The following is a 23572-nucleotide window of genomic DNA, read 5'->3' on the forward strand; positions in this document are numbered from 1 at the left end:
CACTTTTTGAAAATTTATTTTCTGAAGCGTTTCTTCTAAACTCCCGTCTTTACTGACCTACAAAGGTAGTAGAGACTTACTTCAGGAGGCTTGCTGTTTTGCTTTTCCCCCGAAGCGGATGCGCATTTTAGAGATCTCAAACTAAAGATCAAGCACTTTAATGCAAAAAGTTGAACAAATTGAACTAAGCGACTATTTTTCACTCAAATGACATAATTAGTAGACAATATGGACTAATTACTAATAGGATGAGATGTTAATTCCTATAAAGTAGTAGTCGATAAAACGTCTTAGTTAGTTACGACTATGCAATAATTACAAGGTGGATTTTATGTTTCGTGTTACCACAGCGCTAACTGCAGCAGCGTGTGCAGTATGTTTTAGTGTGCCGTCACTTGCACAATCCGCAGATGAACAGGCTACTACTATTGAAGAAACAAGCTCTTCTAATCTACACAATAAACATTTTCAAACATCCTTCCTTGTACGTCAGGTCGATCAAACTATGTCTGTGGGCCGCGCTATAAGTTCTATAGCAGGGCATTATCCAGAAGAAATAGTATCTATTGTTGATATCGCGTTAGATACCTATCCAGATAAGTACCGAGAAATTATCTTCGCAGCTATTTCGGCACAACCAAGCTCAACCGAAGAAATTGTACAACTTGCTATAGAAAAAGAAGTTAGCTCGTGCCCTAGTATTGTTCAATTAGCTATTCAGGCTGAACCTACTTATGTTGACTTTGTTGTTCAGGCTGCCGCTTTATCTACGCCAGAAGAATTAGATGAGATTGTACGGGTAGCTGTACTGACCCAGCCCCATGCTGCAGACAGCATTGTACAAACCCTGTCTAAAGAGCACCCTAGTAAGTTAGTAGAAATTATGACTAGCGCACTAAACGCCGTTCCCTTTGTGGGTGAGTATGTAGTAGATGCGTTATTAGCAATTTATCCTAACCGCGCGCAGGATGTTGTAGAAACTGCGGTACGCGAGTCGGTTGAGCAACGTGAGCAGGTAATGCGTATATTAAGCACTGCGCAGCATGCGGGCGTTCAGCATAACAAATTAAAAGAATATGCAATGGCGGCAGGGCTGAGTGAAGCCGACTTTAATTCCGCCATTGAAGCTAATTAGCATGAACATTTAAGCAAATTTGTAAAGTTACCGTAAACAGCTAAACCTCTTAACCATAGTGCAGTCTTAATAAACATACGCTTTATTTTGATATTATTATGGTTACTTCAACACATTCTACTCGCGCTACAGTAACGTGCTTAACCAGTTTGTCTCACTCTGGCTCCACCGTGTTTTCTATGGCGTTAGCCTGCCATCAAAATACGGTTTCGTTAGGCGAAATATATCAAGTGCTAAGAAAAGGTCCTCAGTTTTGGCTTTATGCCACTGAGAATACCTGCAGCTGTGGCCAGCCTGCCAGTACATGCGACTTTTGGGGGCCAACCTTACGTAAGCTACTTGCCGAAGATATTGTATCGCCTACCTCCCCCCACTATTTTCAAAACGCTTATCGGTTGCTACTACGTGAATTCGCTAGAATATACACTACCGATATGCGGGCAATAGATACTTCTAAAGGCGTAAAACACTTAAAGCTACTGGCAGACGATACGCAGATAGACCCTACCGTCGTATTTCTAATTCGCGACGTTCGTTCTTACGCGTGTTCGCAAACCCGGCTAGCACGCTCGCAAAATAGAAAAGGGGTAAAGAAAGTAAAAGGGCACCATTGGTATCAAATGTTGCGGTGGCATAAAGACAACAAACAGAGAGAGTCGCTGTTAGCCTCACTAGGGCTTCCTTACATTACCGCCGGCTATGAACCTTTTTGTTTTGATCCACCTGCAATACTGTCGCTTACCGATGACTTTTTGGCCTTACCTAAACGACAAGAAAGCGCAAACTTAGCGCAATCTAAGCATCACGTGCTCTTTGGTAACCCTATGCGCAATTGCGAAACGCGTAAAAAAAAGGTGCACTATGATCATCGCTGGTTTAACGAAACCGATTACCTGGCCCCGGCGGCGCTGCTTCCTTTTGTTATGAAGTACAACAAACAGAAGGTGTACGGTGAAGGTAAAGGTAAAGGTTAGGCCGGTATCCTGTTTGGTTTTGGTTTAGATGATTGATAGGTTCTTCGTTTAACTTATCGCTTATTTTACTGATAGTCATACGACAGTAGCGCAGCCGCTACCTTGTATAAGGCGAGCTCAGCTTTAAGTAGGTCAACCTGCGCTTCAATTTCTTTCATCTGGGCTTTAATTTCAGACGATGCGCGGGCATTTAGCACAAACATATCGCTATCGCCCGCATCGAAACGCTTTTGTTCCATTAACGATAACTCTCTGGCTAACCGGGCGTTCTGTTGTTGAAGTGCAGCAATATTCTTAGCTTGCTGCCAGTACGTATATGCTTGTTCAAATGACTGAACGATACGCTCTTGGGTAGCCGTTAATTTATCTTCAATTTGGCGCTTCTTCGACTGTACCTTAACCACTTCTGCTTTGGCTTTGCGGTTACCTAAAGGATACGAGAAGGATAAGCCTAGTTTCCCCTCAGTTTCTTCTAACGACGCAGCGCCCGCACCAATGTCCCGTGCAATTGACGCTTTTATATCTAACTTAGGTAATAGCGTATTTTGCGCCAACGCAATTTTGTTTTCGTTTTGCGCCTGCTCTATACGTAAACGGGTAAGCACAGGATGGGCAGCTATACGCTTCTTAAGCGCGTGCACTTGCGCCTCGCCCACCCAAAAAGGCCATTCAATGTTGGTAGGCATAGTGGTAACACTGGCCAAATCGATAACTTCACCATTAGTATCGCGCCAGAAATAGGATACCGCGCGGCTGTACCCATCACGCTTTTGTTTCAGTGTTTCCACCAGCAATTTTTGTTGCAGAATATTGGCTTTAAACTCGGTAAGTTCAATTTCAGCCATATCGCCTTTTTCAACCCGGGTAGAAATTGCTTTCTCACGTTCAGCGGCATTATTTAAAAGTGACTGGACCGCTTGAACCTGTAAGGCGCTTTCATACCAAATAAGGTAATCGCTAATGCCTTTATAGATAAACTCGTTCAATAGTAAATTAGCTTCGGCTTGCCATAACTCGGCCTGCAAACGCGCGTTCTTCATTCCTACCCGGCGTTTATCGATATCTCTACCTTTTAAGAGAGAAAGTGCTACCCCTACGCTGGCTTCTCCGCCTGAAAGGGTTTGGTATTCTTGTTCATACACAGGAAAGTCACCGTTGGTAACACGGTATTGTGAAAACAACGAGGCATTGTAATTTTCTAAAGGCTTAATAACCCGTTGCTGCAAAGACGTACCATCGTAATACCCCGACACGCGCGAAAAGCTATCTTGTTCAACGTAGGGGTCGAACGCACTTTGCGCGATATCTATATCTGCCTGCGCCTGAATGCTGCCTTCATTTATTGCCCGTGAATAAGGATGGCGAAATTGCATTGATTGAAGCAGCGCCGTTAACGTGGGTGCTTGGGTGCCTTGCTTAGCAATAACTAGGTGTTCACTTTGAACTTCGCTTTTTCCTCCTGTTGTTACATTCGAACTAGCTTGTGCGTTCGACGCTAGCCCCACTGCCGCCAACAGTAATACGCTATTAAAGTGTTTTATGCGTAATGAACGTATGAGTTTCAGCCGTTTACGTTTTTGTATTGCTACCACGATGTAGACACCTTCTTTGAAGTTTGCTGTGTGCCTTGCTGTGATGTTTGCTGAGGGGGGAAATTATTTAGCTGTCGCCACAACTCATAGCCTAGTTTAACTTCTTCAAGTAGCACCCATGCTTTTACCCTACTGCCCAACCGCGCCGAACTTTCTTTTGGCCAAGGAACATCAGACTCGTCGGGTTTAATCCATACTTGAAAGGCGCCGGTTTCGTTAGCAAAAGGCTCTACATAAACCACTTCACCGCCAAAAGTACCAATAGCACTACCGGGCCAACCACTAAACTGGAACACCGGCCATCCCTCGAATTGAAGGCGTGCTTTTGCACCGGGTTTTACCAGCGGCGCATCTAGCCCTGTAATCGTTATGCGTACACTTTTCTCGACATTGGCAGGAATAAACTGCCCCAATACCTGCCCCGCCTTTACGTAAGTTGAAACACCGCCAGAAAAAAGCCTTACTATTGTACCGTCTACCGGCGCTACCTTAGTTAGCGTAGCTTGACGAGACAAGCTCATACTTACCTCATTAATATAGGAAACCGACGCCGCTGCTTTAGCTTTTAACTCTTGTAGCTTTATTTGTGCTTGTTCTACCTCTTTACGCGAAACCAACCCTTGGGCCTGTAACGCACTTTGCCGTGCTAAGTTATTTTGTGCGTTAGCTACGGCCGTTTCGTTCGCTTCGTTTTCAAGCTTTGCCGCCGCTAACTGAGACTCTAATTTATCTAATCGTTGGGCATCTATGTCTACCAAGGTCACAATAGGGTCGCCCGCCTTAACTTGCATGCCTTCACGCACATGCCACTGCTTAATTTGCCCGTCTATCAGGGCGCTTATCGCTTGGGTTCTATTTTTAGGGTCGAGGGTATCTACTGCGCCCGTACCATAGGCGGTTTGCATCCACGGCGTAAAATACAGCACCGCCGCCGCAGTTATTACTAAAAATACAATGAGCCCACAAATAACGCGATGAAGCTTAGGTATTGTTACCCGTGTTAATGAGCTAACGTTGTAAAGAAAACGCTTCTCTGCACTATTCATCACTCGCTCCTTTCGTAGTACTGCTATTTACTAACTCAGTTACATCGTCGTGAAGATGAATGGTGCCCGTAAACCTATCGCTTTGTGGCGTATTGGTAAAATACAGTACAGTGCAGCTAAGATCGTCGAGTATATCAAGCAAGCGTACCCGCAATTCTTGCGGAATTGCGTCGAAATGCTGATTGATAATAAGCACTTTAGGTTCGGCAATAAGTATGGCTGCTAGCTTTAACAACAAAAATTCCAGCGCTTGTAAAGGTGCCCCTAACACCGAAATAGGTTCTGACAAGCCATTCGGTAGCGCATCAACGGTGGCTAGAAGCTCTACCTTCGTTAGTGCACTGCGCATTTGCGCTATGCTGGTACTAGGGTTTGCTAAACGTAAGTATTCTTCAATAGTGCATTCCACAATAAGCGACCTATCGAGAATAGTAATGGCTTGGCGCAGCTCGTATGTGTCGTAGTCGTAAAGGCTCAAGTCGCCAAGTAAAATTTCACCCTTATTCGGCTTTTCATACCGTTTCATTAAACCGGTAAGCTGTTTTTGTACCCAGCTTTTGTTTGAGGTAACAAAATACTTGCCGCCCGCCTTTAACGTGGTATCGATAAAACAGCTATCGTCGCCATGGCTAATAACCAAATGGCTAAACACTAACTGGGTAGAGCGCGGTACACGATTAGCATCTTCATTAACCTCTTCTTGAGGAATAGTTAGCGCCGAGCCAATTTTGTCGGCAGCGCCGTAGAGCTCGTAATACAGTTTTAGGTATTGGGTAAAACGCGATAACCCAAAAAATACCGCCGACATAATTAGTTCTGCTGCCACCAGTTGCCCAATAGACAGTTGCCCCTGTACCACTAACACGCCCCCTATCCCGAGCAAAGCAGCACTAGCAAAGGCGTATAAAAGTAGAAACATCACTACCTGTGAAAAGGTATAGCGGAAATGGTTTTCATGTTTATCGATATAATTGCTAATAAAGCCGTCGGTTTTTCTGCCCGCGTGCTCAGCATGATCCGCCGACTTAAAAAATTCATGGGCGGCGGCAATGTCGTTTAGCCACTTAGCCGACTCGTATTTAGCATTCGATAATTGTATAGCGGTGCGCTTCGCCCCTGCCCCCCAAATTTTCCATATTGCGTACATCACCAATATAAGCACTAAATTAAAAGCAAATAAGGCGGGGTGATAAAAAGACACTAAGGTAAACCCCACCAGCATCTGTAATACTAAGGCAAAGCCATCGATCATGAGCGAGGGAATATTTTTTTGCAGCGTCATAATGTCGAAATAACGCTGGGTAATATTGGTGTTTTTTCTACCTTCAAAAAAACTATGCGGGGCCATAATAGTACGCAAGCTTAGCGCTGCGGTTAGCCTGGCATACACCTTACGCTCGTAAAACTCCATAATGCGCATACGTAAGGCACTGAATATACCCGAGATAAACAAGGTTAAAAAAAGCACCGTAGCCAGAATGATAACCGCCCGGGTAGAGCCAATGTTTGCAATACTATTAATAAGGGTTTGTACCGCAATAGGCACCGCCAATGTCATTAAACTAATGGCCACCCCATAGGCAATGGCAACCCAGAAAAAGCCGGCCTCCGGCTTTAATAACCGAAATAGCGTTTTGCGGGTTTTACGTAAATCGACTGTTTTTCCCATAACCTCTTCTTAATGAGCACTGTGTGTACTACATGTATGTACTGTAAAACAGGAATGACCAAGAATAAATCTGTTATATTCTTAAAAGAACATCGATAAAAACTGATTTATGCACCATCTCAATTATCATCATTTGTACTATTTTTATGTTATTGCCCGCGAAGGAAGTATTTCGAAAGCCGCTGCGTTACTTCACGTTACCCCACAAACAGTAAGTGGACAACTTAGCACCTTTGAGCGCCAGCTTGGTTATGCGCTATTTGAACGGGTAAATAAACGGCTACATTTAAATGCAAAGGGCAAAATAGCCTATCAGCATGCCTGTGAAATATTTCAAAAAGGCAATCAGTTAGCTGAAATACTAAAATCGCCCATTGATCATGCCAATAGCGAATTTGTAATAGGTATTACTAACGGCATTCCAAAGGTGCTGTTTTATGATTTTGTGCACCAAACTATGGGCGCGTTTTCAAACGTTAAATACATTATAAGAGAAGATAGCTTAGATGGATTACTTAAAGAGCTAGCCATTAATGCTATCGACTTTATTGTTTCAGACAGAGGTATAGCGCCGGGCACGCAAGTTAACGCAAATAGCCACTTTCTTGGACACTCAAGTTTAAGCTTTTTTGCCAAGCACACGCTTAACAAGCATCAGCACTTTCCCACTTGTTTAAACGAAATGCCCCTGCTGCTACAAAGTAGTAGTTCGGGTATACGCAGTGCGTTAAGTAAATGGTTAATTGATGAACAAATATTTCCCAATATTGTGGCCGAATTTGACGATAGTGCACTATTGAAATTATTTGGCAGCGAAAACTTTGGTGTGTTTTGTGCGCCTTCTGCCATTGCCGCCCACGTAGAAAAGCAATATGGCGTACATTGTATTGGCGAGGTTGTTAGCATTAGCGAACGCTATTTTGCTATTACCGGTAAAAGCAGAACCGACTATACCATTAGCGAAGCCATTATATTGCAGGCCAAAGCGGTATTGGGGAGTGCTGGGGGCTCGGCGCTGTTGACAGGCAATGAGTAGAAATAGCGTAAATTAACGGCATGAAAGAGTAGCAAAACGTACAACTAGTATTCAGCATTAAAAAAGCGACATCAATTCGCACATTCGACGTCGCTTTTTTATAAATTACTGACAGTAATAGCTGCTACACCAAAACCGGTAGGTTAGTTTGGCCTATCGATTAATCTGCGCCAAATAAGTCGCGGCTGTATACCTTATCGATAACATCTTCAATATCGGGTAAAACTCGGTTAGCCACAATAACATCAGAAATCTTCTTAAACTCTTCTAAGTCGTTCACCACACGCGAGCGGAAAAACTCTTCTTGTTCAAGTACCGGTTCGTAAACCACCACCTCAATACCTTTAGCCTTAATGCGCTTCATAATGCCTTGGATAGCACTGGCGCGAAAGTTATCCGACCCCGACTTCATAATTAAGCGGTACACGCCAACTATTTTAGGGTTGCGGCTAACAATAGAATCGGCAATAAAGTCTTTGCGTGTGCGGTTAGCATCTACAATAGCTTGAATCATGTTATTTGGCACTTCACTGTAGTTTGCCAATAACTGTTTAGTATCTTTTGGTAAACAGTACCCCCCGTAACCAAAGCTGGGGTTGTTGTAATGCTTACCAATACGGGGGTCTAACCCTACCCCTTCAATAATTTGCTTAGTATCTAGGCCGTTACGCTCGGCATAGCTATCAAGTTCATTAAAGTAGGCCACCCGCATGGCCAAGTAGGTGTTGGCGAAAAGCTTAATAGCTTCTGCTTCTGTACTATCGGTAAATAGCACATCTATTTCTTCTTTTATTGCGCCTTGCTGCAGTAAGTTAGCAAAGGTTTCAGCGCGTTCACTACGTTCACCCACAATAATTCGGCTTGGGTATAAATTATCGTACAGTGCTTTGCCTTCACGTAAAAATTCAGGAGAAAAGATAATATTATCTGTACCGTGACGTTCTTTTGCTTCTTGGGTAAACCCTACTGGCACAGTAGATTTAATAACCATGACTGCATCGGGGTTAATGCTCATCACAGTTTTAATAACCGCATCAACGCTATTGGTATTAAAATAGTTTGTTTGGGTATCGTAATCGGTAGGTGTGGCTATTATTACGTAGTCAGCATCTTTATATGCTACTTCGGGGTCTAATGTGGCTTCTAGGTTAAGTTCCTTCGAGACTAAGTATTCAGTAATTTCCTTATCTTCGATAGGTGACTTTTTGTTGTTTAGTAGCGCTACTTTTTCCGCGACTAAATCTACCGCCTTCACTTCGTTGTGCTGCGCTAGAAGTACAGCATTTGACAGCCCCACATAACCGGTACCCGCTACCGCAATTTTTAGCTTCTGCATCGCACTTTCCATTTACCCTCTCTCCAGTGTGTTCTCTCTAATATTGACGCTAGTTGCAATGTTAACCGCAATCTCTCTAATACTCTTCTTTTATCTTTAACGAAAAGTTTTCTCGTTTACGCGTTAGGTTGGGATTGTATGCTGGGTCAGCATCTATAATAGACTGCCACGAATTTTTTAAATAGCGAAGCTCTTTATTAAACCTAGCCGCTTTTTCAGGCGAAATATCCAACCCGCGACTCACCGATTCATGATGATAAAGCTCGGCTTCTGCACAATATAAATTCCTTACTCCTAACTCTCTCACGCGTAAGCAAAAGTCTACATCGTTAAATGCCACGGTAAGGTTAACTTCATCTAGCCCTCCAACAGCGTCAAAATGGCTTCTTTTTACAAGCAGACACGCCGCTGTAACCGCACTATAATTTTGCGTAGCCACCAAACGCTTTAAGTAACCAGGGTGGTAGCGGGGAAAATATTTATGCGCATGCCCTGCCCCGCCTCCGTAACCTAACACCACACCAGCATGCTGAATGCGACCGTCGGAGTACAGCAGTTTAGCCCCTACACATCCAATATCTTCTCGCTGAGCGTGGGCTACCATATCGGTTAACCAGTTGGGGCTAATCACCTCTATATCGTTATTGACTAAACCTATAATGCTGCCATTTGCATGCTTAACCCCATAATTATTTATTGCAGAATAATTAAATGGGCCAGGGTAAGGAAGCACTCTCACCTTCGGTTGTGTGGCTAACTGGGAAAAATATGCCAAGCTGGTTTCGTCTGTGGAACCATTGTCGATGAGTAATATTTCGTAATTCGTATATGTGGTTTTTTGTTGAATTGATTCAATACAGGCTTTAACCAGCTCCCACGCATCTTTGGTGGGGATAATAAGAGACACCAGTGGCTGCTCTTTGCTAAGCCAGCTTACTTGGTTTATACGAAGTTCATTGTTAACCGATACAGAGGCTCTACCGCCTACTTTTATTTCGTGAGCTACCCCAGACAAGTACGCTTTTTCTTTTGCTTTATTTTTATGTGCGTGAACTAAGGTAAAAGGTACATGCCCTATCGTATTGGTAATTCCGTTTAACCAAAACCTAGCGACAAGTTGGGCTATTGTAGTTAACTTATTACAAATACTAGTGTTTAATTGCGCTAACAGAGCGGGAGACATTAGTACGCCAGTACTTACATATGCGCTACTAAAATGCAGGTCGGGATTCCATGCAGGGAAAAAGTTGGGTTCGCTGGGGCGGTCTGCTTTACTTTGCTTATCGGTATCGCAATATACCAATGGATAATCGGTAAGAAAATTAACAAAGGTAGCTAACGCCCTTTTAGTAAGCTCATCTCCCTCGTTAAGCATAAGCAGAGGTAGAGATAAATCTAACGCGGCTATTGCGTCATTGAATGTAGAGACCACCTGAGTATTGTTACGTAATTGCCCATGTCCTGGCGCATTAACATTTGATGTCTCGTGCTCAATTACTACAACATGATTAACCTGCTCATTGTGCTTTAAAGAGGCCAGCGTAGCTTGAGCATTTTTACTCCCAAAGATAACTACGTTTACGCGCTCATTGCTAACATTGCCACTGAGTACAGCATCCTGCTTTCGCAAAAAATCTTTGTACATGGCCATACGTTTCTTTTTACTTGGAAAGCCGTAAAACAAACCAGAACGCTGAAGAGACCGACTATAAAACTCTGTCAGTTTGGCATTTTTCTTCAACCTACTTTTTAAAGAAGGAGGCAACAGCCCAATAACTCCTTTAACGGTTAGCATTGCATACTTCTTCATGCTGTCTCTTTATTCCTTAGCGCGCTAAATAAAAAAGCCGCAATTATATGCGGCATAAATATCATATCACGATTTAGGGTAAGCGGGGTTAGCTACCCGCCCCTAAACGCTCACCTTGGTAACTACCGTCTAGTACGGCTTTCCACCAATCTTCATTGTTTAAATACCACTCTACGGTTTTACGTATACCGCTCTCAAAGGTTTCTTGTGGTTTCCACCCGAGTTCTCTTTCAATTTTCGAGGCATCTATGGCATAACGCATGTCGTGACCAGGCCTGTCTTGCACGTATGTAATTTGATCTGCGTACGTTTGGTTATTAGCGCCGTCTTTAGGCTTAACATCATCTAAAATGGCGCAAATGGTTTGCACTACTTCAATGTTCTGCTTCTCGTTATGGCCGCCAATGTTATAGGTTTCACCAATTTCGCCTTTAAGCGCAACCAATACCAATGCACGGGCATGGTCTTCAACATATAGCCAGTCGCGAATTTGGTTACCTTTACCATAAACAGGCAAAGGTTTACCGGCAAGCGCATTAAGAATAACTAAAGGAATAAGCTTCTCAGGGAAGTGATAGGGCCCATAATTATTAGAGCAGTTAGTTACCAGCGTGGGTAGCTTGTAAGTACGAAGCCATGAACGCACTAATTGATCTGAACTTGCTTTACTTGCTGAGTACGGCGAGCTAGGCGCATAAGGGGTTGTTTCAGTAAAAAGAGGAAGCTCAGTTCCTGGTTCAACTTCATCTGGGTGGGGTAAGTCGCCATACACTTCATCGGTAGAAATATGATGAAATTTAAACCTTGCTTTTTTATCGTCTTCAAGGGCCGACCAATACGCCCGCGCTTGCTCAAGTAAGGTGTACGTGCCTACCACATTGGTTTGAATAAATTCGCCTGGCCCATCTATGGAGCGGTCTACATGAGACTCTGCCGCTAAATGCATAACAATGTCGGGTTGGTGGGTAGTAAAAACCCGCTTTAGTTCTTCTGCATCGCAAATGTCTACCTGCTCGAAACTATAACGCGGGTTATCTGAAACAGAGGTAAGCGATTCAAGGTTACCCGCATAGGTAAGCTTATCCAGGTTTACTACCGTGTGATCGGTATCGTTAATTAAATGGCGTACCACCGCTGAGCCGATAAACCCTGCGCCACCTGTAACTAAAATTGTTTTACTCATGTTTTATCTACCCAACTCAAATTCTGCTTGTAGTTACTTATTGCGCCGCTTTAATCTCGTCCATCATGGCCGATAGCTGCTTGCGCCAGTGCGTAGGATGACAAGACGCAAACGCCTCTCGTGCAGAGGTTTTATCTAATACACTGTAGGGCGGACGTTTAGCAGGCGTTGGATATTGGCTGCTTGGTATAGGCAGTACCGGTATGGCGTTTTCTAATAAGCCTTTTTCAATGGCCAGTTCTTGTATTGCTAATGCAAAGTCGTACCAGCTAGCTACACCTTCGTCTGTCCAGTGATACACGCCTACGATTTTATTTTTTGCAGCACTTACGCACGCATCAGCCAAGCCTTTTGCCCACGTTGGCGTACCTATTTGGTCGTCTATCACCGTTAGTTTAGGTTTATTAGCCATAAGGGTAAGCATGGTTTTTACAAAGTTATTGCCATGGGCCGAATACACCCATGCGGTGCGAATTAGGCAGCTTGCATCAGGCAAAATGTCTAATAACGCTTTTTCACCGTCTGCTTTTGTTTTTCCGTACATGCCCTGGGGTTCAATGGGGTCGTTTGGTAAGTAAGGCGACCCTTTGTGCCCATTAAATACATAATCGGTAGACACATGCACTAAAAACGCGCCCGCTTTTTTGCAATACTTTGCTAAGTTTTCAACCGCCGTAGCATTAATAGCGTGGCACACATCAATGTCTTCTTCGGCTTTATCTACCGCAGTATATGCAGCAGCATTAATAATAACATCTGGAGAAAGTGAAGATAATGTATCCGACAGTACGGCTTCATTAGTAATGTCTGTATCTTCTGGCCCTAAGCATATTGTGTTGCTACCTAATATACGTACCAGCTCGTAAGACAATTGCCCGGCGTTACCAATAACTACAATTTTCATTGTTCGTCCTTTTGTTTGCTCTTTCGCTTAAAACGTAGGGGCATCTTCAAATGCTAAACCATCTTCATCTTTTGCAGAAAGCGAAGGCTTTTCTCCGTTTACTAAGGGCCAGGTAATGCCAAGGGTTGGGTCGTCAAACTTAACCGACACTTCCGATTCTGGATGGTAATAATCGGTACACTTATAAACAAACTCAGCCGATTCACTGGTAACATAAAAGCCATGGGCAAAGCCCGCAGGCACCCATAGTTGGCGTTTATTTTCTGCAGAAAGTAACACGCCTACCCATTTACCATACGTAGGTGAGTTTTTGCGCATATCTACTGCTACATCGTACACTTCACCGCTCACCACACGCACTAGCTTGCCTTGGGTTTGCTCTAGCTGATAATGAAGCCCACGCAGAATGCCCTGGCGCGATTTAGAATGGTTATCTTGCACAAACTCTACATCGGCACATTCTTTTTTAAACCAATCGGTGCGAAAGGTTTCTAGGAAAAAACCACGTTCGTCACCAAAAACTTTAGGTTCTATAATTTTTACGTCTGGGATGTCTGTTGTTACTATTTGCATAGAGATTCCATATACAAGCTAACCGCTATATTACAAACGAAGAAAATTGTACCTACCATGAATTAGTTCTTAACTCTATCGTTTATGACTTTAAGTAGATAATTCCCATAACCACTTTTTTTAAGTGGCGCTGCTAATTTTGCAAGCTGCTCAGCGTCGATATAACCCATACGGTAAGCTACCTCTTCAGGGCAGCATACTTTTAAGCCCTGACGTTTTTCGATTGCAGCAACGAAATTGGCAGCGTCTAATAACGAGTCTAACGTACCTGTATCTAACCAGGCAGAGCCACGGCCCATCAATTCAACTTTTAGACTTCCATCTTGCAAATACAGGTTATTCAGATCGGTAATTTCTAGCTCGCCGCGATGAGAAGGTTTTACTTCTTTTGCAAAGTCCACTACACGATTATCGTAGTAATAAAGCCCAGTAACCGCGTAGTTTGATTTGGGGATTTCAGGTTTTTCTTCTATAGATAGCGCATTCCAATTTTCGTCAAAGTCTACCACACCATAGCGCTCAGGATCGGTGACGTGATAGCCAAACACAGTAGCACCATGCTCTTGTTTATACGCATGTTGAAGTGACCGTTTAAGATCGTGGCCGTAGTAGATATTGTCGCCTAACACTAATGTGCAACTGTCATTACCAATAAATTCTTCGCCAATTAAAAATGCTTGCGCTAAACCATCGGGAGATGGCTGAACTGCGTACTGAACATTAATACCTAAATCGCTCCCATCACCGATAAGTTCAATAAAGCGCTGTTGCTCTGACGGTGTGGTAATGATAAGGATATCTTTTACCCCCGACATCATTAACGTAGTCAGGGGATAAAATATCATGGGCTTATCGTAAACCGGCATCAGTTGCTTGCTTACCACTTTTGTGAGTGGATGAAGGCGTGTGCCAGAACCACCTGCGAGTATTATTCCTTTTCTCATAGTAACCACTTTTTTAATGGGCGAATTTGATTGTCCAAACCAAACCTTTGCTGAACATGCTGATAAGCTGACTCCACTGTTTCACTTAGCGCGAGTGAGCGTCTATTTTCATACACTAATTGCATTTTCTTGGCTGCGTCCTCGATAGAAGCAGACGCCCATTTAGCATCTTGGGCAAAGGGGTATTCTCCAGTCTCTATTGCCACTAGGGTATAGTCAACCAAAAGGTCGTAATCTTTAGGAAACAAGTCGGTGCTACCTGAATAGTTAGTAGCAATAACAGGCAACTTTCGCAACACTGCATCAGCCATAGTTCTGCCAAACCCCTCACTTCTATGTAGCGAAACATAACAATTAGCGGTATCCCAAAGCTGACAAAGTTCTGCTTCGGTTATTAACCCTCGAATCAGTTTAATGCGCCTATCGGATGCCGCTTTTTGTTCAACGTTTTGCCAGTGGGCGCTTTCAGAGCTATTAGAAACTTTTATAACTAGCTCTACATTTTCATAACGTGAAAAGGCAGATTGAAAGGCATTAACTACGGCAAGGGGGTTTTTACGTTCTATGAAAGAGCCCGCATCAAAGATAAACAAAAAGCGAAACGGTTGATTTTGCGTTTCTTTAGTTCTGTTATTGATCTTTGGGGGCAAGACAACTGGTGCGCTGTAAAGTGTATTATGGTGTACATTCTCCAACGCTTTTGTGACAAAACCAGATATTCCCCATACCTGTTCGAAGTAAGCAAGTGTAGCCGTCCATTCATGTGGCGTTTTTTCAAGCTCCCAAGGCGGAACAGCAACGGCTCGGCCGAATGTGCTATCAAAGCTGTTGTATAGATTAACGAGCTTTTCTAATTCTATCGCGTTGAGGAAAAATACAGAGCGGTCGAACGTTGGTAGCCCCTCTTTCGGGTGGGTATAATTTAGCGGGTCGTCGGTAGGGTGACCAATGTGCAGTATAGAGTATTCTACGTTCATCTTATCGAGTAAGGCGGCATAGCCTCGAATATCCTCGCCTAACCCTAACCGCCCTCGATTGTAGCCTATTAGATTTACCCCTCCGGTTTTTAGCGTTAAACATTCATTTACACTACCTGAAAGTACGTTTTCGAGGTCATCGATGTTAAAAATGCTTCTACCATACTGATTGAACCAACTTATAAGTTCCGCGCGCTTGTTAAAGGTTTTTAAATCTGCATGCCCATGAAGTTTTTCGTATAGCAACACCATAAGGTTAGTCACTGGGATCTTTTGATCTTGTTCTACATTTTGGCTGGGCAAAAGTAATCTCTCCCAAACCTCAGGGGCGATTTGCTTAACCCTCTTCAATGTCCATGGAAGATAGTGGTTAAATGAATCCATAGATATATTGAAAACCTTAAAAACGGTAGATTTATGACTAATACATCGAAAAAACAGCAACTAAATTATATAGGGTTATTTTGCTCTAAAATTTTTAATGTACTCTGGCACCTTGCTGTATAAAGCAAAGCAATTATCAACCCATTCTTCTGTAGTTACATATTCATCAGCAAACTTGCCTTCTGTGTGTGAAAACCCTAAGTCTAATGCTTGGGCTACATTCGGCAAAATAGGAGGGTATTCATGAGCCAGCAACTCAGGTCCCTCAATTAGGGGTTTTTCTTTAAGCCCCAATTTATCAAACAAAGAGCCAAGAAAAATACTTAGCATATGATTGCTAGGATGATTATGGATGTGGAATAACTTCGTACTTTTAAAGTTTTGCGCTATTGCCTCTGATACAGGTATATCTACCCCCGCCATTACCTCCCTCTGTCGAAGAACACTTATACTTTCATTGCAGCTATTCACAATATCATCGGAGCTAAGAAGTTCATGATTTACAAGGCGAGAGTAAGTCTCGCTTACGGAAAGACCTTTTTGGAAGCAATGTATCAAGAACTTATAATGTTGAACGCCACAAACCTCAATATGGCGCTTATACTCGTCAAATTTATTTAATTCGACACCAAACTTAACCAAGCCACTGTGGTAGCCTGCAAAGTAGAGGTTTGGAATTTTCAGGCGCTTAGCCTTAGGCACCACATTTTCAATATTCGCTGAACGTGCAGTTTTAAAAGTCTCTGATTCGACTGGCTGATAGATTATTAAGTCTAGTTTGGGAAGCCAGTTTTCTAAATGCCTGAAATGTTTATCCTCCATCTGGAACACTGGCGGAAGCATGACCTCAAGAAAGTTAGCAGAAAAGTCCGTATTCTTTTTTAACGCTTGAACTATAGGTCGTCGTTGGCAATTAGCAATAATGGCAAATCTTTTCATATATAATCCCTTATACTCACTTTGAAAAAGAAATTTTTCTAAAATATTTTTGAATGGAACTAAACCATAAAATGCTAAGCTTGGTAAAAAAAGAAACATTCTTTTTTATCATCGCTATACGCTCAGGCTTTTTAATGTCGGCATTAACATCCCAGTCATTAACTAACTTATTGTAGAGACTCTGCTGAGCCACATTTTTATACGCAAAAAACTGTTTCAACAGACGTTCAAAATCCTCATCGGAGATATCTTGCCTCTTAAAAGGTTTCTGTTGTATGGCCATACACTCTTTCACAAACAGGTCGCTCGCATGTACGTCGTAATTGTTACAAAAGTTTTGTAACACGCTAACGTATTCTTCTTTATATAAATTAAAAGTTTTAGCGGGAATTAAAGAATACCCCGTGGCGTTAGCTGAATAAGACTGTAAAAACCTATCCAACACGGGCTGAAGCTCACCTAGCTGAAATTGATTGAACCACCGCTTAAACTCTAAAGCATCAAGAGAGTAAGAGGTATTTACACGCTCGTGATTAGTTTCTGAATGGCATACTGAACTTGGTAAACCTAGCACGTGACAAAAGTCGCTAATGAGCGAGCCACCTACATAGCAAGCGTCATGATATGGCCTTAAAATATAGCGCTCTTTACCTACACTTTTAATAAATCGCTCTAGCGTTTTAAGCTGAAAAGACTTAGGTTTAGCTGGAACACCTAGCTTTTTTACTTCCCCATGCCGTTTAACACCTTGGTTATAAGACGACTCGATTACTTCAACCGGGTAGCGTAAATATGCAATAAACTTAGCTGTAGGAAATACCTCAGCTAAAATAGGGTGTTGAAGAAAGAAAAACTCGGAAGAAAGCAATAAGGTAGAACACCCTGATAACTCAAAATCGCGAAGCAATTCTTGTTTTTTGGTTTCTGAAAATTCTAGTTTACCTTTTTTTACCCGGGTGAACAGAGACAATAGGTTTCCAGAACTAACCCCATTAGGGTCGATTAGGTGCTTTGGATAAAAAACGCCCTGCCCTTTAAGCTCCTCAACATTGTTCAAGAGCCATTTTTGAATAGCTGATGTTCCCGATTTTGGAGGACCAATATGTATAAGTATATTCAATTTTCGTAACTCAACTAAAAAAGCTGCTCAATGAGCAGCTTACATAACAAACTAACCTATAACCTTACTTATTGACTTCAGCAGTAATTTGCAACTTAAGGCTAAGTAGAGAGCTACGTGAAAAGCCTATAAGCGTATCAATGTTGTTCCAAAGTTGTGGCCTTGGGCTCTCTGGCTTCTCAAATTTAATCTTGCGTTTGTCGCCGCCAATTAACCAAGTGTCAAGCCTTAGATACTTATACAAGTTCACGAACTTATCTGTTTTTAGCAAAGAGACGGTAGGAACATGGTGAGCAAGACCAACTACACATCCATGGAATTTCATGCTGTAGATTAATGAACACTCGGCAATAGCCTTTGTCACTTCTTCATCAGTTTCAAACGTTTTAACGGGAATTTTCAAATCCCACGATCGACTTCCTTCAATATCCCACTCTTTTTCTGGGCCGGTTGATGCAAGAATTTCTACAACTTCGTAGCCGCATTCTACATAGATATCGACTATCTTTCGCATCTGCTCAATTCTATTTGGCTCATAGTTTTTTTGGTGGCGAGTAATGATACCTACACGTTTTTGCTTGGGCTTTTGTACACTTACTCTATCCATAGAGAAAGCAATATCAGGTGTTACATAAAGCTTCTCAACTACCGAAGGCGCTTGCTTTGCAATCCAGTTGTAGCTTTCAATATCACGTACACCGATATATTTAACAGCGTCATTTTTTAGAAATTCTACTATTTGAGCAATTACTTTCTTTTCATGGCCCAACCACGTAGCTACCCCTATTCCATAGAGAAAAACAGGTTTGCTTAAAAGCTCTTTATACCAATAGTTTATTTTTCCTTGTGGGCGAATCAAATCCCCTCCACCGATTAGTAGAGCGTCAATGTTATCAACAAACTTTTCTCTGTCTGCAGGCTCCGAATGCATGCATTTAGGGATTCCTGTAACTTCCTCGAATGTAATTACCTCAGCATCTGAGAACTCTTTGTTCCACACTTGATGGAAGAGTTCATCGCCATAGTTACCAAAACCAAAGTACCCTAAAATCCCTAATTTCATATTATTACTCACTAAAAACTCTATCTATAAATTCTTGTTTAGTTTCAAACGGTTGATGAAACAATAATAGCGAGTCTATATCGCTAGATTCATATAAATTATTAAACGTTACCCGACCTGTGGGGTTATTAAAATATTTGTAAAGTGAAAACAATGCAGATTGATCGATCCACCAAATATTACTTCCTTCTCCATCACCATATATGGAATAAAAATAGTTTGAAAAACATTCCAAAAATGACAATGCGCCTTCTGTGTTGTTGAATACAACAGTATTGGCTGGTATCAGCCGCCAAGGAAATAAAGTGCTACCATTTCTCAACTTAAACGATACATCGGCTGGTTCTTTTTCAAACCCAAACTCAGATAATTTCCCAGCAAACCCGACATCTATATCGGTAATTAAAATGGGAGACTCATAGTAGTTAAGCAATTGGGGCGCTATTAAAAAGCGTACTGAAGCGTATAGCGCTTTTATATTGGTTGAACTTTTAGCGTTACTGAAAGAAAAGTTTACGCTTTCCAATTTATCTTGATACTGTTCAACGTTCTTTATTACTTCCTTAGAAGGATTTACGATGTGAAAGTGTAATAAATAGCCGGGGTTTTTCGACTGGAACGATGTTCGATAAATCTCGAAAAAAAGTAAAAAGTATTTACTGTCACTTGCTACAACCGTTACTAGGTCATTGCCAGTGCGCTTATTTCTTTCATCGAAGGTTATAGTTTCGTGCTTGGCCACCGGAAGGTTATCAATTTGTTCAGAAGACCTTACCGTTATTGCGCCTTTATCGCTTGGCAGGCTATATAACGACTCGTCTGCACTATTAAATTTAGCTACGGCCTGATCAAAGTTTCCAGCAATATGCATCATATGGCCAGAATATAATGAGATAAAACTATCAAGATCACTATTATTCTTTGCCGCATCAAGAACAACTTGTAGTTCATTTAACAAGGGTTGCTTAGCCAAGGTGTTACACAAAGACTCGCCATAATACCTAAATATATAGTTTTGAATTAAGGCTGATGGTAGAGGTTTGCCAATGAAAGGCTTGAGTATAGAAACTACGCTTATGAACTGGCGCTTCTTAAATAATAGCCTTGCCAGTGCAAACGCTACCCAACTGTTCTCATAAGGTTTTAACCTTTTTAGCTCATCAATAGAAAGTATGTGCCATTTGAAAATGTTTTCGTTTTCAACTTTCTCAAATTGTGCCACTTTAGAAATCGCTAAGTCATACTTCTTTTCTTTTACTAGGGCTTGAAACACTAAAAAAGACGCGCGAGTCTTATCCTCTCCAGAAAACTCAAATTTTTCCGCCAGTTCTACGGCGTTTGCAAATCGCTTAGTGCGTAAAAATGCTTTAATAAGTGTTAATGCGTTACTTTTATTAGATGAGAGTAGTAACGAGTTTAACTGGGCTATTTCTTCCCATTTGTTTTTAGCTTGTAAAGCCCGAACATAAAAATTCAGTACACCTGGGTCTTTTTCGTAAGCCTTATTGTTACTTGAACGCGCAATAAGTAAGTCGTGCATTCCCGCCCTAACACATGCACGAGCAAAAAGCCTCTCTTCTGGTAAGCTCAAGTTATCTGAGTGCTTCAACTCTTCTACTACTGATGAAGGCTCTTCAATCACCCGGTTCTCTAGAACTGAAAGGTTCATCTGCTTACCTCCAAAAATTCGAGAGAGTCTGGCTTTTAACTTTAATAAAGTCGATTTCATCATTACTTAGCTCTTCAGTAAGATCTACCTCGTTTTTTTGGGGCGCTTTATTTAAGAGCGGATCCCACGCTTGTTCATTTCGTGAACGCGTCATATTGTTGGGATCTATGTAATCAACACCTATAAATTGATACACATTTTCCAGTGTGTTATCAGGCGATGTTGTCAAATCTCCATAAGGAACCACTTTTACGCTCTCAGGCATTTCATCAAGTAGCGTATTAATATTGTTATTAATACTATTAAGGTACTTCATGTAATCTTCGGTTGAATGGGCGAGCCACGCAATTGATGGGTCGTTTGCAGACTTCCCTAACTCAATTTCCTTTTTATACCTTTTTTTATGGGAGGCTATTATCTCACCTGGAGATCGAGTACAAATAAGCAGTTTTGCTTTCGGAAAAGTTTCTAATATTTCATTAGCACAACGAATATGAGCGGGAGTTTTTTCTACAAGCCTTTTTTCACCTAGATGTTTCCAAGAGCTATAAAAAAATGCCCGATTTATATGTTTATAACGTCTCTCAAACCAGATTTCTTCCCGTTTGGGGTGGTTTAAATATTGGCGCGACATTCCTTCCAATGAAAGCATCTTATTTCTTTCAATTAGTGGAACTATGCTGTCTTGAAATACCTTTAAGTTCTTCTGTCCTAGATAGACACGCATTTCGTAGTTTTCTGGACCAGCGGGCTCTAGTAACAACCAAGGCTTTACAAAACAGAAGGTTTCTACTGTGGCATGAGAAAAGTCACAAAATTTTGGATGATTAGAAACCTGTTGGAACAATAGACTTGTTCCACTTCTTTCCGGCCCTACTATAAAAACGGGTTCCTGTTCATAGGCCCATTCCTTTAACATTTTTTTGTATAACTGGAAATCCATTAACTTAACCGAATAAATTGATAAAATTGCTGATATGTCGCACGTTGTATTGTTGGAACACATCCTTGGAGTTTTTAGCTAAAAGCTCATAACGGCTGTCATCAAGCGCACATAGGTTTTCGACCATGACTTCTATTGAAGCCGCTTTATGATATGGGTCCTTCGAGGGGATGCCGACCATTGCGTCGTTTGTAGCCAATAATGGCTTATTATAAGCTAGTGCTTCTAGCGACTTGATTTTTAACCCCGTACCGCCCACCATTGGGTTAATAGCAATATCTATTTGGCGATAAAACTCGTCTAAATCGTCTACCATTCCAACTATATCAAAAATTTCGTTCATTTCCGAAAACGCCTTACATACGGTGCCGCCTAACAAAAAGTTAAACGACTGCATAAGTGATGGGTTTTCCATTACCGCTTGTTGAAACACGCGTAAACTTTCAATATTGAATGGGTTGCCTGAGCCAATATAGCCAATAGTTAACTTATCATTCTTATTACTTACCAACGGCTGATTTGGAACAACATACCCCATAACTTCAACGGGCGTACGTGTAATGCTTTCAAAATATGCTTTTTCTTCATCTTGAATAGCCAATACTAAATCGGCGCGAGCGAGTGCGTGGGCCTCTAGCTCCTTGGTGGTATAAAACCATACAGGCTCTAATCCCGCTTCTTTAGCTACAATATGACGATCACCAAATACATCGTGAGTATCTATCACTTTTTGCGTGGTTTCTGGCAGTACATCCAGCACCTTTGAAAACCACACATAGTTGGTTACACAGACATCAAAATGCCACTGCTGAGACAGTTCATCTACGTAGTCTGATACTCTGTCGTCGTACCAATCATCTATATCGAAATAGTCGCCAAAAGAGGGCTCGGCCGCAGGCCCTTCGGGCTTAATAAAATGAAAATAATCCCACTGCTGCTCCATATCTCTTCGCTGTTCTTCACTTAACCCTTCCATACCGAAGTAAAGAAAATGAACGTGATAACCCGTTTGCTGAAACATTCGATTTAAGCGGAAAATACGTGCGCTATTGCCCTGAAATTGCGGATGCGAGGGTATAGGAGACACTATTAATACGTGTTTGTTCATAGTGGTGCTTCTTCCCAATTTACAACAATACCAGAAAGTGAGACGCTTAATTTGCGATCGCCCACATCTACACTCTTCTCAGGCGCTATAAACACTTCAGCCATGCCACCCTCTTCACTCGCATAATAGGGAATTGAAATAGTGTCGCCACCATATATTTCACACGTTTTGGCGAGTTTACCGTTAATAAAGCAACGCACAGGTGTATTGGATAGCCCTTCAACCAAAGAGAAAATAGAAAACGACAATACGTAGTGGCCTGCGGCACGAAGCGGTAAAAATAGCCGGCAGCCTTTATCTCCTAACCAACGCCAATAGTTTTCACCATCAGAGTCTATATCGTACAGGCCAATATTCAGAAGATTATCAAGGTAATACCAACGCCTACGGTGAACCAGAAGGTCGTACGTTTCTCGTGCAAGCAAATCGTGTTCGCCCGCTAAGGCAGGCCAACACTGGGTAATCATCATTTCCATAGATAGGCGCGCACTAACCTCTGGGGCATGGTGGGCTAGCAAGTTTCTTACTTGCTGAAGTTGCGCTTTTGATGGCACTAGCCAACAGCTCTTAACGCTAGTTAGCCCACCTACTGGCTCTAAATAGTTATCGACAAGTGTATAGCCGTTTTCTATACACCAGGCAGAAATTTCATCTGTGTGGGTTGCAAGAACGCGCCCACTGATAAGTGGCCTATGTTTAGCTACGGTGTGTTTCGCTGCCGCCAACATCTTTGGACACACCGTATTTAGCGCTAACCAGTTTACACTACGCCTGCCGCCTAAAAAGGTATCTGGTGTTTGAAGCCGAATAGGTTCTGGCTTAGCCGATAACTTTTCAAAACCGGCCTCAACTCTTGCTTTATATACGCGTTGCTGCGGTTTAGCGGCTAATGCGATAGGAAGAACATTTACACTTTTACTTGCGTGTATAAAAGGCATGCCCAATTGCTCGCAAAGTTGCGCATTGGTGAGATAACTGACCTGCGTACCTGCCGCTATTGCTAAATTAGCGATAATACTTTGCGGCATTACCTCTAATATTGCACTTTCAATATGGGGCATGCTTCGAATGAATGCGCTAGTTACTAATATATCAAGGTTGATATTATGGCGCAGCGCAGCTGATTGTAAGGGCTTGTACGACAACAAACTTTGATTGTTATTCATG

20 protein-coding genes are annotated in these 23572 nt (G+C 42.1%); 3 read left to right on the forward strand and 17 right to left on the reverse strand.

Annotated features, from left to right (window positions below; all coding sequences use genetic code 11):
• Positions 1-331: 331 nt before the first annotated feature.
• Together GTH32_RS10805 and GTH32_RS10810 are read left to right on the forward strand one after the other, a co-directional pair.
• On the forward strand, positions 332-1135 hold the full coding sequence (locus GTH32_RS10805; protein WP_163085622.1) for a hypothetical protein: 804 nt from the start codon (positions 332-334) through the stop codon (positions 1133-1135).
• 98 nt (positions 1136-1233) lie between these two features.
• Complete coding sequence (locus GTH32_RS10810; protein ID WP_163085624.1) at positions 1234-2109, forward strand: hypothetical protein; 876 nt, start codon at positions 1234-1236, stop codon at positions 2107-2109.
• A gap of 65 nt (positions 2110-2174) precedes the next feature.
• Here the strand turns inward: GTH32_RS10810 and GTH32_RS10815 are convergent, their stop codons facing one another.
• Genes GTH32_RS10815 through GTH32_RS10825 form a run of 3 tightly spaced genes read right to left on the reverse strand, consistent with a single transcriptional unit; the run spans position 2175 to position 6416 of the window.
• Positions 2175-3701 carry a TolC family protein gene (locus tag GTH32_RS10815; RefSeq protein WP_343033422.1) on the reverse strand — a complete coding sequence of 509 codons (1527 nt, stop codon included), beginning with the start codon at positions 3699-3701 and terminating at the stop codon, positions 2175-2177.
• The gene (locus GTH32_RS10820; protein WP_163085626.1) at positions 3695-4747 is read right to left on the reverse strand and encodes an efflux RND transporter periplasmic adaptor subunit; all 1053 of its coding nucleotides are present in this window, start codon (positions 4745-4747) and stop codon (positions 3695-3697) included. Before GTH32_RS10820 ends, GTH32_RS10815 begins: the two co-directional genes overlap by 7 nt.
• Positions 4740-6416: an ABC transporter transmembrane domain-containing protein gene (locus tag GTH32_RS10825; RefSeq protein ID WP_163085628.1), complete on the reverse strand. Its 1677-nt coding sequence runs from the start codon at positions 6414-6416 to the stop codon at positions 4740-4742. Before GTH32_RS10825 ends, GTH32_RS10820 begins: the two co-directional genes overlap by 8 nt.
• Positions 6417-6525: 109 nt before the next feature.
• On the opposite strand from GTH32_RS10825, the gene GTH32_RS10830 reads away from it, so the two are divergent.
• Positions 6526-7452 (forward strand): LysR family transcriptional regulator, encoded by a 927-nt coding sequence (locus tag GTH32_RS10830; protein ID WP_163085630.1) that lies wholly within the window; start codon positions 6526-6528, stop codon positions 7450-7452.
• A gap of 160 nt (positions 7453-7612) precedes the next feature.
• Here the strand turns inward: GTH32_RS10830 and GTH32_RS10835 are convergent, their stop codons facing one another.
• The 14 genes from GTH32_RS10835 to GTH32_RS10900 all read right to left on the reverse strand — a co-directional run bounded on the left by GTH32_RS10835 (position 7613) and on the right by GTH32_RS10900 (position 23571).
• Complete coding sequence (locus tag GTH32_RS10835) at positions 7613-8800, reverse strand: nucleotide sugar dehydrogenase (RefSeq protein ID WP_163085638.1); 1188 nt, start codon at positions 8798-8800, stop codon at positions 7613-7615.
• Between the two features lie 64 nt (positions 8801-8864).
• A complete protein-coding gene (locus GTH32_RS10840; protein ID WP_163085641.1) occupies positions 8865-10598 on the reverse strand; it encodes a glycosyltransferase family 2 protein in 1734 nt (577 codons plus the stop codon).
• An 88-nt stretch (positions 10599-10686) separates the two neighbouring features.
• Positions 10687-11781 (reverse strand): dTDP-glucose 4,6-dehydratase, encoded by a 1095-nt coding sequence (gene rfbB, locus GTH32_RS10845; protein WP_163085643.1) that lies wholly within the window; start codon positions 11779-11781, stop codon positions 10687-10689.
• 37 nt (positions 11782-11818) lie between these two features.
• On the reverse strand, positions 11819-12685 hold the full coding sequence (gene rfbD / locus GTH32_RS10850; RefSeq protein ID WP_163085644.1) for a dTDP-4-dehydrorhamnose reductase: 867 nt from the start codon (positions 12683-12685) through the stop codon (positions 11819-11821).
• Positions 12686-12712: 27 nt separating this feature from the next.
• Positions 12713-13258: a dTDP-4-dehydrorhamnose 3,5-epimerase gene (gene rfbC, locus GTH32_RS10855; RefSeq protein ID WP_163085646.1), complete on the reverse strand. Its 546-nt coding sequence runs from the start codon at positions 13256-13258 to the stop codon at positions 12713-12715.
• A 62-nt stretch (positions 13259-13320) separates the two neighbouring features.
• Complete coding sequence (gene rfbA, locus GTH32_RS10860; RefSeq protein WP_163085648.1) at positions 13321-14202, reverse strand: glucose-1-phosphate thymidylyltransferase RfbA; 882 nt, start codon at positions 14200-14202, stop codon at positions 13321-13323.
• Entirely contained in the window at positions 14199-15563 is a 1365-nt protein-coding gene (locus GTH32_RS10865; RefSeq protein WP_163085650.1) for a glycosyltransferase family protein, read from the reverse strand. Before GTH32_RS10865 ends, rfbA begins: the two co-directional genes overlap by 4 nt.
• A gap of 75 nt (positions 15564-15638) precedes the next feature.
• A complete protein-coding gene (locus GTH32_RS10870) occupies positions 15639-16502 on the reverse strand; it encodes a WcbI family polysaccharide biosynthesis putative acetyltransferase (RefSeq protein WP_163085652.1) in 864 nt (287 codons plus the stop codon).
• Positions 16503-16518: 16 nt separating this feature from the next.
• Positions 16519-17622: a hypothetical protein gene (locus GTH32_RS10875; protein WP_163085654.1), complete on the reverse strand. Its 1104-nt coding sequence runs from the start codon at positions 17620-17622 to the stop codon at positions 16519-16521.
• 64 nt (positions 17623-17686) lie between these two features.
• Entirely contained in the window at positions 17687-18685 is a 999-nt protein-coding gene (locus tag GTH32_RS10880; RefSeq protein ID WP_163085656.1) for a polysaccharide pyruvyl transferase family protein, read from the reverse strand.
• 4 nt (positions 18686-18689) lie between these two features.
• A complete protein-coding gene (locus GTH32_RS10885; protein WP_163085658.1) occupies positions 18690-20354 on the reverse strand; it encodes a hypothetical protein in 1665 nt (554 codons plus the stop codon).
• 4 nt (positions 20355-20358) lie between these two features.
• The gene (locus GTH32_RS10890) at positions 20359-21297 is read right to left on the reverse strand and encodes a sulfotransferase family protein (RefSeq protein WP_163085660.1); all 939 of its coding nucleotides are present in this window, start codon (positions 21295-21297) and stop codon (positions 20359-20361) included.
• 4 nt (positions 21298-21301) lie between these two features.
• Positions 21302-22405: a glycosyltransferase gene (locus GTH32_RS10895; RefSeq protein ID WP_163085662.1), complete on the reverse strand. Its 1104-nt coding sequence runs from the start codon at positions 22403-22405 to the stop codon at positions 21302-21304.
• Positions 22402-23571 carry a hypothetical protein gene (locus GTH32_RS10900; protein ID WP_163085664.1) on the reverse strand — a complete coding sequence of 390 codons (1170 nt, stop codon included), beginning with the start codon at positions 23569-23571 and terminating at the stop codon, positions 22402-22404. Before GTH32_RS10900 ends, GTH32_RS10895 begins: the two co-directional genes overlap by 4 nt.
• Position 23572: the final 1 nt, after the last annotated feature.

The organism is Alteromonas profundi (assembly GCF_010500865.1).
Classification (GTDB): Bacteria; Pseudomonadota; Gammaproteobacteria; order Enterobacterales; family Alteromonadaceae; genus Alteromonas; species Alteromonas profundi.